The organism is Sphingobacterium sp. CZ-UAM (genome assembly GCF_002000245.1).
Lineage (GTDB): Bacteria > Bacteroidota > Bacteroidia > Sphingobacteriales > Sphingobacteriaceae > Sphingobacterium.
Window position 1 is genome coordinate 502,777 of record NZ_MTCM01000001.1, and the last position, 21,720, is coordinate 524,496.

At 44.1% G+C, this 21,720-nt stretch carries 16 protein-coding genes; 7 read left to right on the plus strand and 9 right to left on the minus strand.

Features of this window, described 5'->3' with window-relative positions:
* Positions 1-30: 30 nt before the first annotated feature.
* The 9 genes from BWD42_RS02055 to BWD42_RS02095 all read right to left on the minus strand — a co-directional run bounded on the left by BWD42_RS02055 (position 31) and on the right by BWD42_RS02095 (position 8,805).
* Positions 31-1,065, minus strand: a complete 1,035-nt coding sequence (locus tag BWD42_RS02055) for an alpha/beta fold hydrolase (RefSeq protein WP_077432809.1) — start codon at positions 1,063-1,065, stop codon at positions 31-33.
* 44 nt (positions 1,066-1,109) lie between these two features.
* The gene (locus BWD42_RS02060) at positions 1,110-1,544 is read right to left on the minus strand and encodes a hypothetical protein (protein WP_077432810.1); all 435 of its coding nucleotides are present in this window, start codon (positions 1,542-1,544) and stop codon (positions 1,110-1,112) included.
* The gene (locus tag BWD42_RS02065; protein WP_077432811.1) at positions 1,541-2,542 is read right to left on the minus strand and encodes a heme-binding domain-containing protein; all 1,002 of its coding nucleotides are present in this window, start codon (positions 2,540-2,542) and stop codon (positions 1,541-1,543) included. Before BWD42_RS02065 ends, BWD42_RS02060 begins: the two co-directional genes overlap by 4 nt.
* A 124-nt stretch (positions 2,543-2,666) precedes the next feature.
* A complete protein-coding gene (locus tag BWD42_RS02070; protein WP_077432812.1) occupies positions 2,667-3,440 on the minus strand; it encodes a DUF1223 domain-containing protein in 774 nt (257 codons plus the stop codon).
* A 55-nt stretch (positions 3,441-3,495) separates the two neighbouring features.
* Positions 3,496-3,957, minus strand: coding sequence for a protein-disulfide reductase DsbD domain-containing protein (locus BWD42_RS02075; RefSeq protein ID WP_077432813.1), 462 nt, complete (start codon positions 3,955-3,957; stop codon positions 3,496-3,498).
* Positions 3,958-4,114: 157 nt separating this feature from the next.
* A complete protein-coding gene (locus BWD42_RS02080; protein ID WP_077432814.1) occupies positions 4,115-5,404 on the minus strand; it encodes an epoxide hydrolase family protein in 1,290 nt (429 codons plus the stop codon).
* A 340-nt stretch (positions 5,405-5,744) separates the two neighbouring features.
* Positions 5,745-6,542: an SDR family NAD(P)-dependent oxidoreductase gene (locus BWD42_RS02085; RefSeq protein ID WP_077432815.1), complete on the minus strand. Its 798-nt coding sequence runs from the start codon at positions 6,540-6,542 to the stop codon at positions 5,745-5,747.
* A 17-nt stretch (positions 6,543-6,559) separates the two neighbouring features.
* Positions 6,560-7,384 carry a helix-turn-helix domain-containing protein gene (locus BWD42_RS02090; protein WP_077432816.1) on the minus strand — a complete coding sequence of 275 codons (825 nt, stop codon included), beginning with the start codon at positions 7,382-7,384 and terminating at the stop codon, positions 6,560-6,562.
* A 5-nt stretch (positions 7,385-7,389) separates the two neighbouring features.
* On the minus strand, positions 7,390-8,805 hold the full coding sequence (locus tag BWD42_RS02095) for an aldehyde dehydrogenase family protein (RefSeq protein WP_077432817.1): 1,416 nt from the start codon (positions 8,803-8,805) through the stop codon (positions 7,390-7,392).
* 299 nt (positions 8,806-9,104) lie between these two features.
* Here BWD42_RS02095 and BWD42_RS02100 point away from each other — a divergent pair, with 299 nt between their 5' ends.
* The 7 genes from BWD42_RS02100 to BWD42_RS02130 all read left to right on the plus strand — a co-directional run bounded on the left by BWD42_RS02100 (position 9,105) and on the right by BWD42_RS02130 (position 21,220).
* A complete protein-coding gene (locus BWD42_RS02100) occupies positions 9,105-9,698 on the plus strand; it encodes an RNA polymerase sigma factor (RefSeq protein WP_077432818.1) in 594 nt (197 codons plus the stop codon).
* 89 nt (positions 9,699-9,787) lie between these two features.
* Complete coding sequence (locus BWD42_RS02105; RefSeq protein WP_077432819.1) at positions 9,788-10,870, plus strand: FecR family protein; 1,083 nt, start codon at positions 9,788-9,790, stop codon at positions 10,868-10,870.
* A gap of 66 nt (positions 10,871-10,936) precedes the next feature.
* Positions 10,937-13,978 (plus strand): SusC/RagA family TonB-linked outer membrane protein, encoded by a 3,042-nt coding sequence (locus BWD42_RS02110; RefSeq protein WP_077432820.1) that lies wholly within the window; start codon positions 10,937-10,939, stop codon positions 13,976-13,978.
* An 11-nt stretch (positions 13,979-13,989) separates the two neighbouring features.
* Positions 13,990-15,681 (plus strand): RagB/SusD family nutrient uptake outer membrane protein, encoded by a 1,692-nt coding sequence (locus BWD42_RS02115; RefSeq protein ID WP_077432821.1) that lies wholly within the window; start codon positions 13,990-13,992, stop codon positions 15,679-15,681.
* Between the two features lie 6 nt (positions 15,682-15,687).
* Positions 15,688-17,694: an FAD-dependent oxidoreductase gene (locus BWD42_RS02120; RefSeq protein WP_254846158.1), complete on the plus strand. Its 2,007-nt coding sequence runs from the start codon at positions 15,688-15,690 to the stop codon at positions 17,692-17,694.
* 6 nt (positions 17,695-17,700) lie between these two features.
* Positions 17,701-19,350, plus strand: coding sequence for an FAD-dependent oxidoreductase (locus BWD42_RS02125; RefSeq protein WP_077432823.1), 1,650 nt, complete (start codon positions 17,701-17,703; stop codon positions 19,348-19,350).
* Between the two features lie 31 nt (positions 19,351-19,381).
* The gene (locus tag BWD42_RS02130; protein ID WP_175991931.1) at positions 19,382-21,220 is read left to right on the plus strand and encodes a carbon starvation protein A; all 1,839 of its coding nucleotides are present in this window, start codon (positions 19,382-19,384) and stop codon (positions 21,218-21,220) included.
* Positions 21,221-21,720: the final 500 nt, after the last annotated feature.

A 21,720-nucleotide genomic window follows, 5' to 3' on the forward strand; every position in this document is an offset into this window, starting at 1 on the left:
TTTAAATCAAAACTCATAAAAAATCATTGTTTACTTTGCCATCACGTCGGCTTCAATGATCGCGGCGGCGAAAGTCTCCGGTGCTTCCTGGGGTAGGTTATGGCCGATACCACCCTTTAAAGTATGATGCTTATACTTACCTTTATATTTTGATGCATAGCTTGCTGGCGGCGGAAAGGCAGCCCCATTTGCATCACCTTCAAGGGTCACAGTGGGCACAATAATATCCGGAGCTTTTGCAAGCTTGTCTTCAAGTTCGTCGTATTGTTTTTCGCCTTTGGCCAATCCCAGCCGCCAACGGTAATTATGGATGACAATATCCGTATGATCAGGGTTCTCGAATGACTTTGAGGAACGTTTATAGGTCTGGTCATCAAAGTTCCATTTTGGTGAAGCTGTTTTCCAGATCAGTTTATTGAATTCCTGCGTATTTGCTTTGTAGCCTTTATAGCCCCTTTCAGTGGAGAAATAATATTGATACCACCATAAAAATTCGGCATTTGGTGGAAGCGGGTTTTCATTCGCTTTGGGGCTACCAATAAGATATCCACTTACAGCGACCAAAGCCGAACAACGTTCAGGCCACAATGCTGCGATAATATCCGCGGTTCTGGCTCCCCAGTCGAACCCACCGATAATCGCCTTTTCAATTTTCAGTACATCCATAAATTTGATGATATCAAGTGCGACCGCAGACTGTTGCCCGTTTCGCATGGTTTTGGCAGAAAGAAATGTTGTGGTTCCGTATCCCCGCAGGTAAGGTACCAGTACGCGGTATCCCTTTTTGGCAAGGATAGCGGAGGAATGTTCAAAGCTGTGAATATCATATGGCCATCCATGAAGAAGGATAACCGGCTTACCGTCTCTTGGGCCTATTTCAGCATATCCTACGTTTAGAAGCCCGGCTTGGACAGTTTTAGTCTGCTGGAAATTTATCGTATCTTTTGTTTGGCTCTTTTTTTCATTAACCGATGTTTGTGCATTCAGTTTGGAGATTCCTGCTCCCATCATCATGATAACGGAAAATATGAGCATCTTTGTTATTGTATTTAATTGCATATTCATAGTGTCAATATTTAAGTGGATTTAAATTTTTAAGCGTTGGAGAATTACTGCGGCAATTTTAGGGGCTGGTATTCAAGGATCGAACTGATGCGCTGCTTGCTGGATTCATTAGAAGAAACCTTCCCGAATTCGATTCCATATTTGAGATTTCCCATTTGATCGGATTTAACGGTCTCGACACTTAACAACTCACCATTGACCTTACTTCCAAAATAATTTGGGTCATCTTGCATTTTATAGGTAACGAGCTTAAGATCTACTCCTATGATTCCTTTTTTTGCTTCCAGTGCTGAAATTCCCTTTTGGTTGCCATAAAGTGCAGACATGGTCTGTAGGTTTGGATTAAAGGAAGATGAAATAAACTTCAGGCTTCCAGGATCAAACATAAAGCGGATTTTTCCAGTTTCTTTTTCAGGATTTTTGGCACATGAGCCAAAAATTAAACTACCGAATAGAAGTATGTATAGGACTTTTTTCATTTTGAAGCGGTTTTTAAATATTGTTCAATTAATTTCCTAGAGTTTACTTTTGGAGGTACATTGAAAAGATAACCTGTCGATTCCGCTAGCTGCCTGTGGCAACTGATACAGGACTGCTGTGCGAACAATGCTGTTTTTCCTGTTGGTTTCAATTCCTGTCCATTGAATTTTGCAAATCCCCAGCCTTCAGTTTTCGTATATTCTTTTCCGTCTTTGACCATGTATTGCATGTTCACAAAGTCGCCCGGCACAATTTCACCATTCGGTTTTTTTGCCTGTTTGAAAACGACCTTTGCTATTGCGCTTCCGTCAGGCCATGGATGAAAATTTTCTTCCTGAATCGCTTTTACAGCGATGTCATTTCCGTAGATTACTCGTATGCTGTTGTCAATGAGTGTGCTCATGCCGATCACTTTCCAATTTTTGAAGTCCGCATTGTAGCTGATCCCATTGGGAGAAACTGGAACTCCAGCTTGTATGGCAGTGGTCAAAGTTTCTACTTTAGGACCAGCTTCCACAGGGCTCATATGTGCTGGAATAAAACTGTCTTTTTTTGAAAGAGACAAAGCAAACTGCTTAATGATTTCAATCTCATTTCGTGAGAGTTTAGCTCCCGGATGTGTCATGGCATAGGAGGGGAGAGGCATCTTTTCGGCTCGAACCATATTGAATATGGCGTAGAATTTCCCCTTTTGCTCAACTTCGGATAATTTGTCCCATTCCGAAAAGTTCATTACTTCACGTGCTCTCCTGATGTCTTTGTTGACGATCCATGAAATTGGAGCGAGTTTATCTAAGAAAGTAAGATTTTGAGCATTTGAATGACAGCCATAGCAGGAGCGTTCTAAAATCTGAGTTACCTCTTTAGGTACATTTTTCATAGGCCCGGTCACCGGCCTTTGTTCGATCGGCGCATTGAAAAACTGTAAGGCTATAAAACCTGCTGAGATACAGAGTAAGACAATGGGTAATATTCTTATTTGTTTTAGGTGCTTCATGATATTTTCTCTTTTGTTTTGATAAAATTATAGTAAACAATGCCAGCCGAAAAGATGAAAGACGTTGAACCGGACATATTGAAAGTTGAATAAAGCATTTCTGCTGTTGGACCGGACAGGGGGGCTATAAACTTACGCTGGTCGCATCAATGATTTCTCCAGTATTTTGGTTCTGTTCAAAAGCGATAATTTCCCAATCTTCTTTGGTATCCGGAAGTTCGAATGAGAAGCTGTCATTCGCACGAAGTGTGCGGCTCTGTAGATCCCGGACAATTTGTACATGCGAAAGCGCTTTCCCTGCATTTTCACCTGCTGACACCCGCGAGGAGGCTTTCTTTTGAATAAGTGCCATGAAGATTGCCGAGTTTTTCGATGCTGATTTTGAAGTGTAGCTGACCTGAATAGATTTACCTTCGGATTTTTTTATTTTTATAATCAGGTTTTCCGCATGGGTCTCCAGCATTGCAGATTGAATGTTGCGCAGTACTTTGGTGGATTCGGAGCCAACTGTTTCTGTCTTGCCGTTGATTACCATCTGAGGCGTGTATAACGTACCTAGGTTCATCCATGTTGCATATTGTTTCTGTCTTTCTGTGAACCTGGCTTTGCTGAAACGGTCTTTCCATCCCTGATGATCCCAATAATCTACGTGGTATGCCAGAATAAACAGTTTCTTGTTTTCTTTATCCTTTTCGAGCCTAGCGATCAGTTCATCCGCCGGAGGACAGCTCCAGCAACCCTCTGAAGTGAATAGTTCGACGACGGCGAAGCTTCTATCGGTATTTTTTGCTTTGATGTTTTCCAGTTTCTGGTCATCTGCAAATCCTTTGAAAGCCATAATCAGTGTGATGATCAAAGGTAGACTTAAGACGTATAATATCTCTTTTATCGATTTCATGCTATTGATTTTATTTTATTGATGAAAGGTGAAATTAGGGATCTTGTTTTGTCGACTATAAACTAAAGATTTTGAGGGCAAAACCGAAGTCTTGAGGTGGGATACAGATTTCATCGCTGCATTGCATAAACTGAATTGTCCCCCTGATCGTACCGTTCTTTCCTTTTATTTTGATTCTTTGACTAAACTCAACATCGTTCTCAAAATAGGTTACAGGAATACCCAATACTTTTTCGAACTTTCGGAGTGGTGTGGGTTGGGTCACTTTCCCTACCAGTTCATAAGATTTATCAGGCAGGAATTTAAAGTTCATTTTTATGGGGCTTTTGGAGCTATTACCCAGTGCATACATATGCCACCCTACGGGTATTTTTGCTTTCATGGAAATTTCCCCTTCGTCTAGGGATTTTCTTTTGAGTATACATTCCCATGTTACCTGACCATTGGGATTTTGGCCTTTGGAATAACCGCAGCATATCATTAGGACCGCGATCATTAAAATTGCTAGCTTGTTCATATTTCTTATTCTTTTAAATTGTTAAAAAAGTTGTTTTGTTATGCAGATTTGATCTTAATGATCTGAAAGCATTTCTCATTTCTTTTGTAAAGCGTTGCGGTTCCTTCCGATCAGCTAAATGACCGTCTTATTCCAATTTGTGGAACCTTAAACGATATTATCTAAGGGATTTGAATGCAGCTCTAAGCTCTTCCGTAAAAATCTGAGGTTGCTCCCATGCCGCAAAGTGTCCTCCTTTTTTCGCTTTATGATAATAATACATCGTGGGATAAGCGGCTTTTGACCAGCTTTCAGGTGCCTGGTAGATTTCATGTGGGAATACGGAAATCGCCACAGGAACTTTTATAGTTTTTGTTTTTTGATGATCTGAACTGAAATTATTGTTATTGTTTTCCCAATAGAATCGTGAAGAGGAAGCACCGGTATTCGTCAACCAATACAAGGTAATATCATCTAGTATTGCATCTTTGGGGATTACTTTTTCTGGTTGCAGGTCACTTTCTGTCCATTCTGCAATTTTTTCGTACAAGAATGCAGCGAGTGCACCCGGAGAATCAGACAGAAGATAACCTGTTGTCTGTGGTCTTGTAACCATCATTCCACCATAAGCAGCATTTCTTCCAAAGAATGTGCTTAAAGAATTATAGGCTTTAGTTTCATCTTCTGAAAGTCCAGTAGGAGCAGGGTCACCAGCGTTAATGGGTTTTACTAACTCAGCGGGAATTGTTGCGGGCATCGTAAGGTGTATTCCAAGAAGTCCGGCTGGAGCCTGTCGTGCCAGGGCATCTGAGATCACCGACCCATGATCGCCCCCTTCCGAAACATATTTTGTGTAGCCAAGGCGTTTTACCAATACATCCCAAGCTTTGGCTACACGGTCCGGATTCCAGCCCGTTTCTTTGGGGATTTCCGAAAAGCCATATCCTGGAATTGCAGGGATAATCACATCGAACGCATCCTCCGCTTTTCCACCATATTTTACAGGGTCAGTCAGCAGGCCAATGGCATCTATAAATTCTAGTGGTGACCCTGGCCAACCATGGGTAAGGAGTACCGGTAGTGCATTGGATTCTTTTGAGCGTACATGTATGAACTGGATATCCAAACCATCAATTTTTGTTATGTATTGAGGAAGAGCATTTAATTTTTTTTCAAGTTTTCGCCAGTCATATCCTTTTCCCCAATAAGTGAGCAGTTCCTTCAACTGTGCTAATTGAATGCCCTGAGATTCATCATTCACAGTTTCTTTATCGGGAAAGCGAGTTTCCGCGATACGGCGTTTGAGCTCGTCAAGCTTTGACTGTGGAATGTTGATCTTAAATGGCCGGATACTGGTGTCTGTTTTTGAAACAGTACTTGTTGTTTTGTTGTTTTGAGCACTGGCAATGGTAGGTATACTTAGAGAGAATGCTGCTGCTAAAAGAACCGTTGTAAGTTTTGTTTTCATTGTTTCTTGTTTTAAATTTTTGTTCTGATTTCTTTTTGTTGAGACAAATGTAAACCAGGCCGAGGGCGGTAGAAAGAAACAATCGGTTCAAGTGGACATAATAGCTGTCGAGTTGGTTATTTTAAACCGCGAACAAGATGATGCTATCGTAGATCATGTTCTGAATAATATAAATAATAATGGCATTAGCTATACTTTAGTGATTAGGGCATTTTCCATCAATCGGGAGACCTTATATTAGTCTATAGTATTGAAACAGTTATAGTAAATATGAAAGCAAAAGTTTCTACAAAAGAAAACAGCAGTCAATAAACCGCTGTTTCACTTTGTCGGTCTGATTTTATAAACAACGTATTGTCCCCCCGTCGACCCGTAGCACAGAACCGCTAATATAGTCAGCAAAACGACTACAGAGGTAGACAACGGCACCCGCAATTTCTTCAGGTGCACCAAATCTACCGGTATCATTTGGGATAAGCTCCTGGACTGCTTTGTACTTAATCTCTTCCATATTCGTTCCCCAGTCAAATTTAGGTGCTGCCTGCTCGAGCCATTGTTCTACCATTGGATTGATAATGGCTCCAGGTGATACGATGTTAGAAGTGATACCCGTCTCTTTAAGCTGCCTTGCGAGGGATACAGACATGTTATGCCGCGCGGCAAGGGTAGCATTATAATGTGGCTGTTCGTTTATGGGTTGTATGGCCAATCCTCCGCCAATATGTATTAACCTGCCCCAACCGAGCTCCTTCATCTGTGGAACGATGCGCTGTATCATACGTACATATGAAACCACATTGGTATTGTACAACGCTAGCCAGTCTTCGGTACTTGCTTCGCCCCATGATTTGTGGGAAGTGACCCCGGCATTATTAACCAATATATCCACCGGTCCGGATGAGAGTGCCGCTGCAGCCACTGCATCTGCGCCTTCGTCTGTCGCAAGGTCTCCAATCGCTATTGCCGCAGAACCACCAGAAGCGTTAATCTCTGCAGCTACATCTTCGGCCCGTTTAAGGTTACGCCCATGTATAATTACCGTCGCGCCTTCACTTGCGAGCATTTTAGCAATGGCTTCGCCCAATCCGGAACTAGATCCAGTGACCAGGGCACGTTTACCCCTTAATTGTATGTCCATTTTAATTGATTTTTATGTTATGAATGTTTTTTATTTGGCGCATAACCAAATTCCTTTTTGTAGGCAAAGGAAAAGTGGGAGAGGTCCTCAAAACCCAGATCTAAGTATACATCGGACGGTTTCTGTTTTTGCTGTTCGATCAAGAAGCGGGCTGTATCCAGACGCTTCTGCAACAACCATCTGCCCGGGCTGGTATGAAACTGCTTCTCAAAATCGCGCTTAAAACCCGAAAGGCTGCGGCCCGTAAGAAAAGCAAAACGTTCCATTGGTACATTGTAGCGGTAATGGCTGTTCATAAAAGCTTCGAGGTCAATCTTACCCGGTTCATTAAAATCAAACAACACATTTTTAAATGCCGGATTATGCTGAATAAGCAGTAAAACGAGCTCTCTGGCTTTTAGCGGGACAATGCGGTCATCCATTTGTTGTTGCAGATAAGGAACCAGGGAATCTACAAAACCTTTCAGCAATGCACTTGGCTGGATAAGAAGTGCGGTATGGGGATTAATTATACTATCGGCTTTCAGTCCGTACTGCTCGCTCATTTCCTTTAAGGTGCACTGATCAATATGCACTGCTATAGATCTGAAACTTCCATCGGTGGTACTTTTCACGTATTTGGTCAGCTGATTGCGTCGGAAAAAGCGGAAGTCACCTTCCCGATAGGAATGCTTTTGATCAGCAAGCCAGACATCCTGTTTCCCCTGGAGAATATAACTGAAGATATGATCTGCTACAAAAGCTTCGCCTTCGATCGTATTGCCGGAATACGTATTTAGCACTATTCTGGGGCCTGTAGCGGCATCTTTTGCTTTTTCGGAAATATCATTTTTGCATTCCATAGCGATTAGCTTATGATTACTTTTGGTTCTAATTGTTCCTCGAGGCCATATATGCCGCCTTCTCTGCCCAGGCCCGATTGTTTAAATCCGCCGAATGGTGCCAGCGCATCGTGATAGATCGAATTGATCGCGACCCTGCCTGCATTGATCTGTGCAGCCACTCGCTGCGCCCGCGCCATGTCTGAGCTGCTTACATAAGCATGCAGTCCATATATCGTATCGTTGGCAATGGCAATAGCTTCTTCCTCTGTATTGTAAGTAATAACGGATAATACAGGCCCGAAAATTTCTTCCTGCGCAATCGTCATTTCATTACTCACACCTGTAAATATAGTGGGTTTGACGTAAAATCCGTTCTCCAATCCATCCGGTTTACCCAGACCACCAACTAAAACTTCCGCGCCCTCGTCGATACCCCGCCTGATATAATGCTGAATCCGGTCAAATTGTTTCTGACTGGCCATTGGCCCAATGACCGTCTGCCCATCTCTTGGATCACCAACTTTTTGTGTAGCCATCGTTTTCAGCAAGATACCTTTAACCTCTGGTAGGACAGATTCCGGCACCAGCAGTCGTGTTCCGGCAATACAGGCCTGACCGCTATTCATAAAGGCCGCATTTACCGCCATGGGTATTGCAGTTTTGAGATCTGCATCATCAAGGATGATATTGGGTGATTTTCCGCTTAGTTCCAGCGTGATGCGCTTCATGGTATCTACAGCATTACGTGCAATGATCTTGCCGACCACTGTAGAGCCTGTGAACAGAATTTTGGCCACAGCAGGATGGGTAGACAATACCGTTCCCAAAATATCTCCACGTCCATGCACCATATTGATTACGCCGGCTGGAAGTCCCGCCTGGTCAAAGCATTCTGCCAGAACCTGCGATTGAATCGCACTCATTTCACTGGGTTTGATTACTACGGTACAGCCAGCAGCAATTGCCGCGGCGAGTTTTACACATATAGAACCTGAATTGGCATTCCAGGCCGTCATGATCCCAGTTACGCCGATAGGCACCATAGCAATTGCTGACTGACCTATGCAGCGTTCGAAAGAAAAATCCTTCAGAATTTCCTTGAAGTAAAGGAAGGTCTCTGCGGCATACTGGTTTGACCAGCGCGACCGTTGTGCCGTTGCACCATATTCTGTAGTGGTTACTTCCTGCAGATCGTCGAGCCGATCCAGCAGCGCATCGTGTAATTGCTGTAGGTAATCCATGCGCTGTTCTCTATTTGTCTGTGAAAAGGAAAGTAACGCTGCTGATGCAGCAACTATTGCAGCCTCCATATCCTGCTCACTGCCCAATATGACATGGCCGATGAGGCTTTCATCCGAAGGATTAATGATATCCATCTGCTCGGTACCTATCGAAGGCCGAAATTGACCATCGATGTAATGCTGGTTGATTATTTTCATTTTGCTGTCTTTTAAACTTAGCTCAAAAGCATCGTTATTATTGATACAAAATTACTTCGTTGCCGTCTTTGAAGATTTGTTAGAAAGCCCAGATTACTTTGTTGAAAGGCTCAACTATTCTGGGCTCGGTCTATACAGAAGGTTATGAGGAATCTTTCTGAAGTCGAAAACGATGGTTTAAAGGGAAGCAAGCCAATCAATAGGAAATATAAAATTTTATTTAGGGTACCAATGATTTAGATTTAGTAAATTTATCATTATGTTCATCGTCGTTCGTTCCAATTATATGAATTTGCCAAATGAAATCTCCTAAAGAAGCTGCTATACTGGAAAAACTTAAAAATGGAGACCTCAATTCGTTTAATGAAATTTATTTCCATTATTCGCCAAAGATCTATATTAGATTGATCAAACTGGTCAAAGATCAGGCTATTGCAGAAGAAATCCTACAGGAAGTATTTACCAAAATATGGCTGCAACGTGAAAAAATTGACCCTAATAAAGGATTTGTCTCATTCCTCAATCATATTTCGGATAATTTGGCCATGGATTTTTTTCGAAAAGTGCAAAGAGACAAGGCACTTCAATTGGAAATATGGGCTTCAGCCATAGAACTGTATTATCATACCGAAGAAAAACTGTTTTTCAAAGATAAACAACAGATGCTGAACAATGCAATCGACTCCCTAAGCCCCAAACGAAAGGAGATTCTGATGCTCAATAAATTTGAGGAAAAAAGTTATAAAGAAATAGCCGATTTACTGGGCATCTCAGTATCTACAGTGAGCAATCAATTGGTCAGCGCACTCAAAGATATCAAAAAATATATTCAGGAAAATTACCGAGATGAGTATATAATCAGTCTTTTTGCGGCCTTTTTATTTAAGCTATAAAAAAAAATAAAAAAGCAATAGTGTGATTCTCTTTGCCAAACGTATAGAGTAACAAATACAGCAATGTATTGAACTAATTATAGAAAATTTTGAAAGAGAAATCCTTTAAAGATCAATTATTGGCGTATATCCACAACCGCTTGGATGCGCAGTATTATGAGTCATTTTTTGACGAAATGGCCGAGATGGATGCTGCAATTCTGGAATCATGGATCGCTGAGTTGCTGGATCAGGATGAAGGACAAGCATTACAACAGGTTCACTTACCAGATTTAAGCCTTGTTCATCGAAAAGTGCTCGATCATATCTATGCCCTAGATCCGCCCAAGCCCGCACTAATCCGGAGCATAAGCCCCTGGGTCTGGGCTTCCTGTGCCGCCGTTCTACTCTGCGTACTGTCGGTTCTCTTTTTGAAAAATTTCTCTACCTCCATAGAGGACCAGATTACTTGGTATGAAAATAAAAATGCCTATACGATCTATGCTCAGCTCCCTGATAGCACCACTGTTATCCTTTATCCACAGGCTAAAATTGGATTTGAATATAGTGACCAAGGCCACCGCGATGTACAGCAGCTGCAAGGTCGCGTTATTTACAAGGTGCACAAAAACAAAAATGCGCCTTTTCAAGTCAATTACAGCGGATATTTGACCACTGCCTTAGGCACAATATTCAGCGTAGACCCCAAGGATGCCGATCATGTATTAATCAAACTAATGGAGGGCAAAATCTCTGTCGGATCAGTTACGGCCGATAGCCGAAATTTAATATACCTCCAACCAAAAGAAGAAGTATTGGTTAACTTAAAACTTCAGCAGATGATTAAGTTTTCGGAGCCCGAATTGACAAAATCTCAGCCTGCCCGTGTGGATAAGGAGCTAAGAAAACTCATTCCGCATCTAACCGCCAATGTAGAATGGACTAATCAGTCTGTCAAATTTAATCAAACTAAAAACATTCAACTCTTACGAGTAATCGAAAGCCTTTATGATGTTTCGATTATATGCGATAATCCTGATTTACTCAACAGTTCATTTACAGGAAGTTTAAATAGCAAAGAATCGCTAACCAATTTCTTGACCAGCTTCTGCCAATTGAACGGTTGTACATTCCAAGTGAACAATGGTATTGTCAACATCAGTAATTCGGGAAGAAAGGAGGACGAACAGTAGGATAGAATCAACCCGACGCGGAAAAAATAAACCAATATAAATCAGAGTAATCAACTGTAAACAATTATGAAGCATATTCTAATCAAATTAATGCTCGTGGGATTGCTATTTCCATACTTTTCTGTAGGATTTGCGCAATCAAACCTGAGAGTAAATGGTAAAATAGTAGACAACGACGGTAATACATTACCCGGCGCTACTATTGATCTTATCCACGAAAAGAGCAGTAAAAAACTCCACTTTGTGGCCGATAACAACGGATTGTTTGTTTTAACCCCGCTTGTTGCTGGCGAAAATTATACGATCTATGCCCACCATCTCGGCTACGATACGGATTCTGTTAAGCATTTTGTGGCTACCGCTAGCAGCAAAAACACCGTGCTTATCCGTTTGAAACCAAACACCGGAATGATAGAGGAAGTTGTTGTCGTCGGTTATGGTGTTCAGAAAAAGGTCAATTTGACGGGCGCTGTTTCCGCCGTATCGGGAGAAGATCTGAACAATAGGCCCGCAGGGCAAACGTCTTCGGCCCTTCAGGGCATGGCCTCGGGAGTAACCGTCACACAACGTTCCGGCAAGCCGGGGGCTGACGGCGCGGATATCCGTATCCGCGGTATCGGTACACTTGGCAACGCGGCACCTTTAGTGCTGATTGATGGGATCGAAGGCTCCATCAATAATATCGACCCCAATTTAATAGAGAATATTTCCATATTAAAAGATGCCGCATCCGCATCGATCTACGGTTCTAGAGCTGCCAATGGTGTCGTGTTGGTCACGACCAAAAGGGGAAGTTCGGATAAAGTCGCTATTGCCTACAATAATTATTTCGGCTGGCAGTCGGCGACCAATATGCCCAAAATCGTCAATGCCCTGGATCATATGCTGCTGACTAATGAAGCTTATACCAATGTTGGTGCAAGCCCATTGTATCCGGAGGATATCATTGCCGCCTATCGTAGTCAGGGTAATGGTAGTTCGGACGAGTATCCCAATACCGATTGGCAAAAGGAATCATTGCAGGGGAATGGATTTCAGCAAAGCCATTTTCTGACAGTCAATGCAGGCACAAACAAGGTAAAAATGCTGACTTCGGTAGGTTATTTCGACCAAAAGGGGTTGACACTGAATAGTTCGTTTAAGCGCTATACGATCCGCAACAACGTGGATGTTAAATTCTCAGATCAGCTTGCTGTTAAATTTGACTTTCAATACGTCAATCCGATCGTTACCTCACCCGCAGCGAGCATTGAAGAGCTTTTTCAGTGGATGAGCAGTATTCCTGCCAATCAATCCTTTAGAAATTCCAATGGTACCTGGGGACTAGGTTGGAATGGTAATAATCCCGTCTCGGCTGCTGCTGACGGTGGTGTTGCTACCAACAAAAGTCCATTTGGTAGTATCAACGCATCATTGATCTACAGACCCAAAGAATGGTTGACTGCCGAGGTCAATTATGCACCGAAATATGCGACGCAGGTAAATAAGAATTTCCGAAAAGCAGTACAGTCGTATTTTCCCGATGGCACGCCGAGCTTTTCGGTCCCAGTGCGTACAGCGCTTACCCAGTATAATAGCCAAGAACTTTTTAATAATATGCGAGCGACCCTTACGCTAAACAAGGATTTTGGCTCACATCAGTTTAAAGCGTTGATTGGCGGTTCGCGGGAAGACTACAAGATTGATTACTCGCAGGGTTTTAGGGACACCTACGTTCTCCCTGACTATGAAGTGCTTAATGCGGGGTCGGCACTGAATCAGTCAGCTACGGGAAGTGCTTCCGAATGGGCGTTACAATCCTTATTTTCCCGGATCAATTACGTTTTCAAAGATCGTTATCTTTTGGAGCTCAATGCACGCTATGACGGTTCATCCAGGTTTGCCAAAGGTAATCGTTATGGCTTTTTTCCGTCGGCATCTGCAGGATGGCGTTTTTCTGAGGAGCAGTTCCTAACCGCATCCAAGGGCTGGCTTACAGAGGGAAAAATCAGGGCATCATGGGGTAAACTGGGAAATCAGAATATCGGGACCTATCCGGCTGTGGCATCTTTAAACCTAGGTTCGTACACATTGGGCAATGGCATCGTCAACACGGCAGCGCTAAATGATATGTCCAATCCTAATATTACATGGGAGTCTACAGAGGAGAAAAATATAGGAATTGATCTTACCTTATTTAAGCGATGGACTATTACCGCAGATCTATACAACAGAAAAACCAGTGATATATTATTACAGCTGGACATCCCGCTCATCATTGGATTGAATAAGCCTTATCAAAATGCGGGCGTGGTCGAAAATAAAGGTTGGGAACTCTCCATGGGCTATCGGAGTGATCCGGGCAAAGCCTTTAAATATCATTTTACGTTTAACCTCTCTGATGTCAGAAACAAAGTGTTGGATATGCGGGGAATCAATCAGACTGGTCTGACGGTCAATCGGGAAGGCTATCCCATTAACTCGATCTTTGGCTATGTTTCGGAAGGCTTTTTCCAGACGGCCGATGAAGTGAAAGCACATGCCACACAGTTTGGTACCTTGGCCCCGGGAGACCTCAAATATCGCGATCAAAATGGCGATGGTGTAGTTAATGAATCCGATAAGGTCATTATCGGGAGTACGATTCCACGATATACCTATTCGCTCAATTCCAACGTCAGTTTTAAAGGATTCGACCTCAGTTTTCTGTTACAAGGTGTGGGAAAAGCCGACGGCTACCTCTATGGTGCCGGTATACAACCTTTTACAACGACGGGAGCAATTGGCGGAACGATCCGTGAGGACAATAAAGACCGATGGACGCCGGACCATACTGCGGCAAAATATCCGCGCCTGGCTTTCGGACAGAATAACAATCAGCAGTCCTCCCAGTTTTGGATGAAAAATGCCGCCTACCTTCGGCTGAAGAATTTGCAGCTCGGCTATTCATTCCAGGCAGACCTGCTAAAGTCTATCGGATTGAATAGGTTTAGGGTATTTGTCAATGGCTCAAATCTATTCAGCGTAGACAAGTTTTGGGATGGTTATGACGTCGAAGCACCTGTAGGCTATGGTAACTTTTATCCACAGGTAAAGGTGTATTCTTTTGGATTGGATATTACATTATAAACTTGGCATGTATGAAAACTCTAAATAAACTCGCGATATATATTCTTTCGATTGCAGCTCTCCTTTTGGTGGGGGCATGCGAAAAATACTTGGACAGATCTCCCTTGGATGGTCCTTCGGACGAAAATTATTTTAAAAATAAGGATGAGTTGACCTTGGTTGTCAATGGTTTGTACAGTGCCCTGGCATTTCATCCCACGGATGAGATGCCTATCAACCTCACACTTGATGATGTGACCGATATTGGATGGGACCGTAATACCTCTGATTTACAGGCTGTGGGAAGAGGCGATCACGACAGCAACAATGGTTACATCCGGAATATCTGGACCAATTCCTATAAGGTCATTGGCAAATGTAATTTTATACTCGACAATATCCAGAAGTTGGATGGAAAGATGGACGCCAATCTTCAAAAGCGTTATAAAGCAGAGACACAGTTTATCCGGGCCTATGTCTACCAATATTTGATTGATTATTTTGGCGGAGTGCCTTTAGTGACGAGCGGCCTGAGCCTCGCGGATGCCAACGTCCCTAAAACAGCAAAGGCCGAAATTGCAGCATTCATCCTCAAAGAACTTGCTGAAGCGTCCGCTATCTTGCCGGTGAGCTATGGCTCGGCAGATGTAGGACGCGCTACCAAAGGAGCGGCTTTGGCCATACGGGCTCGGGCAGCACTCAATAATGGGCTGTGGGAAGAAGCAGCCCGTTCTGCCAAAGAAGTCATGGACCTGAAAGTATACGCCTTACACCCCGACTTCGGCCAATTGTTTACCTATGATGGAGAGGCATCCAAGGAGATTATTTTTGCTTTTCAGTACCTACGATTACAAAAAACAAAGACCCACAGTGCTACGCGCGGATTTCTGTCGCGCAACGCACAGGGAACTTCCAACAAAATTCCTTCACAATCCGTTGTTGATAGCTATCTCTGTACCGACGGATTTGCCATTGATAAATCGCCCAGATTTGATCCTAAAAAACCATTCGCCAATCGGGATCCGCGTCTGGGGTATACCATTGCACTTCCCGGCAGCACGTTTTTTGGTTTTCAGTTTGAGACCCATAAGGATAGCATAACCTGCTGGAACTACACCTACAATACTTCTTCGGCAGTACGCATCCAAAATCAGGACGCGATCAATGCCTATGCGACCTTTTCTGGTTATTGCTGGAAAAAATATGTCGATATCAAAGACAAGGACTTTACCATGGAATCGGAGTTAAATATTATTCAGAGCCGGTATGCCGAAGTGTTGTTGATATATGCCGAGGCGATGATCGAAAGTAATAAGATCGACCAAACGGTGTATGATGCGATCAACAGTATTCGGCAGCGTCCTAGCGTTGACATGCCAGCAATTCCTAGCGGTAAAACGCAAATGGAGCTGCGCGAGATCGTACGCAAAGAAAGACTTTATGAATTGGCCAATGAGGGTTTTCGTCTGGTCGATTTGAGACGTTGGAAACTGGCCGATAAATTCATGAATTCGACTTTCTATGGCCGCATTCCAAGAGGTTTGTTGGCCAATGCGCCGACGATCGATGCAGATAGTTACGTGGATTATAAAAATGTTGCTAATCAGAAAGACATGCGGGTCATCGAGCTCCGCAAGTTCGATCCCAACAAGAATTACCTTTGGCCGATCCCGAATATTGAAATTGTAACCAATAAAAACCTGGAACAAAATCCAGGCTATTAAATCCTAATGATGATGAGAAAAACACTTTTAATGACCATTGGCCTTTTGACTATGTTTTGGCATTTAGTCAAAGGGCAGACCGACAGACAGGTGGATCTATGTATCTATGGTGCCACCTCAGCCGGTGTAATAGCCGCCTACACCGCTTCTCAGGCCGGAAAATCGGTGTTACTGATTGATCCGGGCACACGGGTAGGTGGGCTCAGTTCTGGCGGATTGGGGCAGACGGATATCGGGAATAAATATGTCGTCACCGGGCTCGCCCTTGATTTTTACCGAAAAATGGGCAAGCACTATGGCAGTTTTGAACAATGGGTTTTTGAACCCAAGGTAGCGGAATCAATTTTTAAGGGCTATCTGGCACATGCGGGCACACAAACACTGATGGGGCATCGTTTGACAGGCGTAGAGACGGCGCATCGTTCCATCAAAAGCATAACCCTGCTTCCGAGTGAAAGCAGGGAAGGCAAAAATATAACCGTTACAGCCAACGTCTTTATGGACTGTAGCTATGAGGGCGATCTTATGGCCAAAGCTGGCGTGTCCTTCCACGTGGGGCGGGAGTCGAATAGCACTTATGGCGAAACCATTAACGGGGTGCAATTGCTTGATGGCCATCAGTTTCCGGACGGTGTAGATCCTTATAAGATAAAAGGTGATCCCGGGAGCGGTATTTTATGGGGGATCAATACGGGGCCTTTAAAAGAAAACGGAACGGGAGACGCCAAGGTTCAAGCCTATAATTATCGGATCACATTGACCAATGTCCCTGAAAACAGAATAGCAATCACCAAACCCCACAATTACGACGCAACCAAATATGAACTCTTAAAGCGGCAAAAGGAGATACAGCCCTGGAAGAGTATCCAGGACGTATTTATCTGGAGTCTTATGCCCAATGGAAAGACTGATATCAATAACAGAAATGGATTTTCAACAGATATGATTGGCATGAACTGGCATTATCCCGAAGCTGATTTTTTCGAACGGAAAGAGATTATCCAGGCCCATGAAGATTACACCAAAGGCCTATTATATTTTGTCGCAAACGATCCTTCGGTGCCCGAGCCCATTCGAAGCGAATTCAAAAAATGGGGCTACCCCAAAGACGAATATCCTGACAATGGACATTGGTCACCGCAATTATATATCCGCGAAGCCAGAAGGATGATCGGTGATGTCGTCATGACCCAAGACCACTGTCAGGGCCGGAAAGTCGTGTCCGATGGGGTAGGCTATGCTGCCTACACCATGGATTCGCACAATTGTGATCGAGTGATCGTCAATGGCATGGTTAAAAATGAAGGTAACGTTGAGGTTGGCGGATTTTCTCCCTTCCCGATTTCCTACAGAGCGATCGTCCCCAAGAAAGAAGAGATCAATAATCTTTTGGTTCCGGTGTGCCTGTCGGCAAGTCACATCGCCTTTGGTTCCATTCGCATGGAGCCTGTGTTTATGGTGCTGGGGCAGTCCGCTGCTGTGGCAGCCTGCGAGGCGATTGACAACAAAATCGCCGTTCAGGATGTTGATATAAGACGCGTGCAAAAAATATTGCGCGACAACCCAAAGGCAGATGGCCGTCGGGCCGATTATATCATTCATGTAGAAGATAAAGATCAGGTTATGTTGAAAGGGACTTGGCGTAAATCCGCAAAAAAAGGTTATGGTATGAGTTATCAGGAAGCCGATAGCAGCCCGGGGACCATGGCCCGTTTCACGCCCGGCAAAGATTTTGCCGGTGGAAAATATATGCTGTACAGCTATTTCCCTAGAACTTCAGAGAGCCCCGCGAGCGGGACATTCATTATCCATACAGGGAAGTCAAGGATCGAAAAAACAATAAATTTTAAAGAAGTCAATATCCTGGGACAGACCACAAGTACTTGGGTAGCGCTCGGCGAATATGCTTTTGAAAAGGGAAAAAGCAAGCCCTATGTTGAGATTACCTCGGACGCAAAAGGCATATTGGCTGCAAATGCCATCTTGTGGGTTCCCTTTTCAGACCAAAAGTAAGTCCATATGCAAAAGATAAAAATAGGGTTAAAGTTAGTGCTTGTCTTGGCTTTTCTGCAGGTAGAGGCCCAGCATTCGACCAAGAAGGTAGACGTCGTCGTTTACGGCGGTACACCGGCAGCCATCACCGCTGCATTGCAAGTAAAGCAGTCCGGCAAATCTGTGCTTCTTTTATCCCCAGATCAGCATTTGGGAGGTCTGAGTTCGGGAGGACTTGGTTTTACCGATACCGGCAATAAAACAGTTATTGGTGGCCTGGCCAAAAAATTCTACCAGGATGTATATGACCATTACTCCAAGGAGTCGAGCTGGAATTGGCAATCCCGGGCCTCGTTTGGTAATCGTGGGCAAGGCACCGTCGCGATGGATAGTGCGCATCGGACGATGTGGATTTTTGAACCCCATGTAGCCGAGGACATTTTCGATTCTTGGGTGCGTGATCATCAGATTGATGTGGTTCGTGGTGCATATTTAGATCGGGAGGAAAGTGCTATCGTTAAGGACGGCACAACCATTAAGACCATTAAAACGGTAGACGGAAAGATCTATGCAGCGAAGATATTTATTGATGCCACTTATGAAGGTGATCTGATGGCGCTGGCCAAAGTAAGTTACACGATCGGGCGGGAGGCCAACCACACCTACGGGGAGCAGTGGAATGGTGTTCAGACCGGAGTCTTTCAGCATAGGCACCACTTTATCGCTCAGATCAGCCCCTACAAGCGCGAGGGAGATCCGAGCAGCGGCCTGGCATTTGGCGTTTCAGCACAAGATCCCGGGCAATATGGCGCAGCAGATCAGAAGCTGCAGGCCTATTGCTTCCGCATGTGCCTGACCAATGATGCTCGCAATCGGAAGCCCTTTGCCAAACCTATTGCCTACGATCCGCAGCATTATGTCTTGCTGCAGCGTTTATTCCGCGCAGGCTGGGACGAAGCCTTTCAAAAATTTGATCTGGTGCCCAACCATAAGACCGATGCCAATAACCACGGTCCGTTCAGCACAGATTTTATTGGGATGAATTATGCTTATCCCGAAGCAAGCTATGCCGAACGCCAATCCATTATCGAAGCCCATCGCCGGTATCAACAGGGCCTATATTATTTTATGGCCAATGACCCTTCGGTCCCAACAGCAATCAGGACAAAGATGGCCGAATGGGGGCTGGCAAAAGATGAGTTTAAAGATAATGACAATTGGCCTTGGCAATTATATATACGAGAAGCCAGGCGGATGCTAGGACACTATGTGACGACCGAACACAATATTCTGGGCAAGCGCAAAGTACAAGATCCGATTGGCATGGGCTCCTATACCTTGGATTCGCACAATGTCCAACGCTATGTTACCAAAGAGGGATTTGTCCAGAATGAGGGCGATATCGGTGTCCATGTGCCAGCACCTTACGCCATTTCCTATGGATCGATTATCCCAAAAAGCGAAGAATGTAGCAATTTACTCGTTCCGGTATGCCTCTCCAGTTCACATATTGCTTTTGGTTCTATCCGTATGGAGCCTGTATTTATGGTGTTGGGGCAGAGTGCAGGAGTGGCTGCGGTATTAGCTCTTGATAATGATGGAGTTGTGCAGCACGTGGATTACGGCATGTTAAAAAAACAACTGCTGGATTCGGGCCAAGTATTGGAAAAAAAATAATATATTGAAATAGAATTATGCTAGATATAGGATGGATTTAGATCATATGAATGCCCTTACGCTGGTTTTTGCGTCAATTTTAATTTTTGCAATCGCCTACCGATTTTACGGGGTCTTTATGGCGCAGAAAGTACTCCGGCTCAACAATGCCATCACGACGCCAGCCGTCGAATTTGCCGATGGCCATGATTACGTCAAGACAGACCGTAAGGTGTTGTTTGGACATCATTTTGCAGCCATAGCTGCTGCCGGACCATTGGTAGGGCCAGTTCTTGCCGCCCAGTTTGGCTACCTTCCCGGTGCACTCTGGATTTTAATTGGTTGTGTCCTTGGCGGTGGTGTGCACGATATGGTCGTGCTATTTGCTTCGGTTAGGCACAAAGGGCAGAGCCTGGCTACCATTGCGTCCAAGGAGATCGGCCCCGTTGTGGGCGGTATAGCCGGTATAGCCGTTCTGTTTATCCTGATCCTGACCTTGGCAGGCCTTTCCCTAGCCTGTATCAGCGCCATGCATGAGGCACCTTGGTCCTTATTTACCATTATACTGACCATGCCGATTGCCATATTTATGGGACTATTGATGCGGTATAGAGCCGGCTCCGTCACCTTGGCCAGTATATTAGGAGGGATATTATTGGTCGTAGGCATCATTGCAGGCCATCGTTTGATGGAGATTCCGGTCATTTACAACCTTTTTGATTGGGATGTCAAGACCATTTCGATCGCGATTGCTATTTACGGATTTTTGGCCTCGGTGTTACCCATCTGGCTGCTTCTTGTTCCAAGGGATTACCTTTCCACCTATCTCAAGATTGGCACGATTCTGATGCTGGCCGTGGGCATTGTCTTTGTGCACCCGATAATACAAATGCCAGCGCTGACCAATTTTATTCACGGCGGTGGGCCTGTGATCGGCGGGCCTGTGCTGCCATTTATTTTTATCGTGATCGCCTGTGGGGCAATTTCGGGTTTCCATGCGATTATTGCCACAGGCACCACACCTAAGATGTTGGGCACTGAAAAAGAGATCCTATTTGTAGGCTATGGCGCGATGTTAGTCGAAGGATTTGTGGCCTTAATGGCCTTGATCGCAGCATGCACCCTGCTACCGGGCGACTATTTTGCGATCAATACGCCAGTCAGTGATTATGCAAATTTTCTGGCACGGCATCCCGAATTAAAGGCCGTGGATCTACAGCATTTTTCAGATCGGATAGGAGTAGACCTCCATGGCCGTACAGGCGGAGCTGTTTCCCTTGCCGTAGGGATGGCCCATATCTTTGATAAAGTACCCTTTATGAACGATGTGATGGCTTACTGGTACAATTTTGCCATTATGTTTGAAGCCGTGTTTATCCTTACGGCTATCGATGCCGGGACGCGGGTCGGACGATTCTTTTTGCAGGAAATGCTGGGCAATGTCTTTCCAGCTTTTAAAGACAAAGATTGGAAACCCGGTGTTTGGCTATGCAGTGCTCTTTTCACTTTTTCCTGGGGCTATCTTGTTTTTACCGGTAATGTAAGCAGTATTTGGCCCTTGTTTGGCATTAGCAACCAGCTATTGGCTGCCTGTGGCCTCATTGTCTGTACGACGATGCTTATTCGGATGAATAGGAAGAAATATGCCTTATTTACGGCGTTACCAGGCGTATTTATGGCCGCTATCACCTTTTGGGCAGGCTATCTGCAGGTGTTGGATATTTATTTGCCCAAGGGGCAGTTCCTATTAGCTTCACTGGCGATATTGGCCATGCTGCTGATGCTGCTTGTTTTTATAGGTACGTTCCGAAAGTGGTATCAGCTATTTAAAACGCAGACTACATATATTGACCAAAATGGCGAATCAGTGAAAGTTCTGGTGGATCGCTAGCTGGGAAAGGCTCAAATAAATATTTGAGTCTCGGTCTATATAGTATGATTTTTGGGACAGTATTTTTTACTAAGGGGCGCGGACAAAGCTATAAAGAATTAAAAATACCTTTAGATGTTTGCACTCTGACGAACATAGTACAATTAAAAGCAGCAATGGTTACGGCCACTTGGATACTGTCCAAGCGGCCTTTTTCTTTTTATCAGATAAGTAGTTAATTTAGCTCAACGCTATACCACACTTGAAAAAGTTAACAAAAGCGACTTCCGTGAGAACATGGACCGCGGACATAGACCTTCTTGACTTATATATTCGCCGGAAAGAAAAAGGAGAGAGCAGGGATACAAAATAAGTTGAACATTATTGCAAATAAATACCATACCAAGACGAATTATAAAATATGCCCTTCGAATATAAGATTGTGATTTGTTGCGATGAGAAAATGCCTTAGATTTAAGCCGAATTTATTTTTTAATGATCAGAAAAATCATGCTGTTTCA

Bases quoted from the DNA above. Each gene is read 5' to 3' on its own strand.
- BWD42_RS02095 (WP_077432817.1), bottom strand. From the start codon at position 8,805: ATGAAAATAATCAACCAGCATTACATCGATGGTCAATTTCGGCCTTCG.
- BWD42_RS02080 (WP_077432814.1), bottom strand. From the start codon at position 5,404: ATGAAAACAAAACTTACAACGGTTCTTTTAGCAGCAGCATTCTCTCTA.
- BWD42_RS02070 (WP_077432812.1), bottom strand. From the start codon at position 3,440: ATGAAATCGATAAAAGAGATATTATACGTCTTAAGTCTACCTTTGATC.
- BWD42_RS02065 (WP_077432811.1), bottom strand. From the start codon at position 2,542: ATGAAGCACCTAAAACAAATAAGAATATTACCCATTGTCTTACTCTGT.
- BWD42_RS02055 (WP_077432809.1), bottom strand. From the start codon at position 1,065: ATGAATATGCAATTAAATACAATAACAAAGATGCTCATATTTTCCGTT.
- BWD42_RS02090 (WP_077432816.1), bottom strand. From the start codon at position 7,384: ATGGAATGCAAAAATGATATTTCCGAAAAAGCAAAAGATGCCGCTACA.
- BWD42_RS02075 (WP_077432813.1), bottom strand. From the start codon at position 3,957: ATGAACAAGCTAGCAATTTTAATGATCGCGGTCCTAATGATATGCTGC.
- BWD42_RS02125 (WP_077432823.1), top strand. From the start codon at position 17,701: ATGCAAAAGATAAAAATAGGGTTAAAGTTAGTGCTTGTCTTGGCTTTT.
- BWD42_RS02115 (WP_077432821.1), top strand. From the start codon at position 13,990: ATGAAAACTCTAAATAAACTCGCGATATATATTCTTTCGATTGCAGCT.
- BWD42_RS02110 (WP_077432820.1), top strand. From the start codon at position 10,937: ATGAAGCATATTCTAATCAAATTAATGCTCGTGGGATTGCTATTTCCA.
- BWD42_RS02120 (WP_254846158.1), top strand. From the start codon at position 15,688: ATGATGATGAGAAAAACACTTTTAATGACCATTGGCCTTTTGACTATG.
- BWD42_RS02085 (WP_077432815.1), bottom strand. From the start codon at position 6,542: ATGGACATACAATTAAGGGGTAAACGTGCCCTGGTCACTGGATCTAGT.
- BWD42_RS02130 (WP_175991931.1), top strand. From the start codon at position 19,382: ATGGATTTAGATCATATGAATGCCCTTACGCTGGTTTTTGCGTCAATT.
- BWD42_RS02100 (WP_077432818.1), top strand. From the start codon at position 9,105: ATGAAATCTCCTAAAGAAGCTGCTATACTGGAAAAACTTAAAAATGGA.
- BWD42_RS02060 (WP_077432810.1), bottom strand. From the start codon at position 1,544: ATGAAAAAAGTCCTATACATACTTCTATTCGGTAGTTTAATTTTTGGC.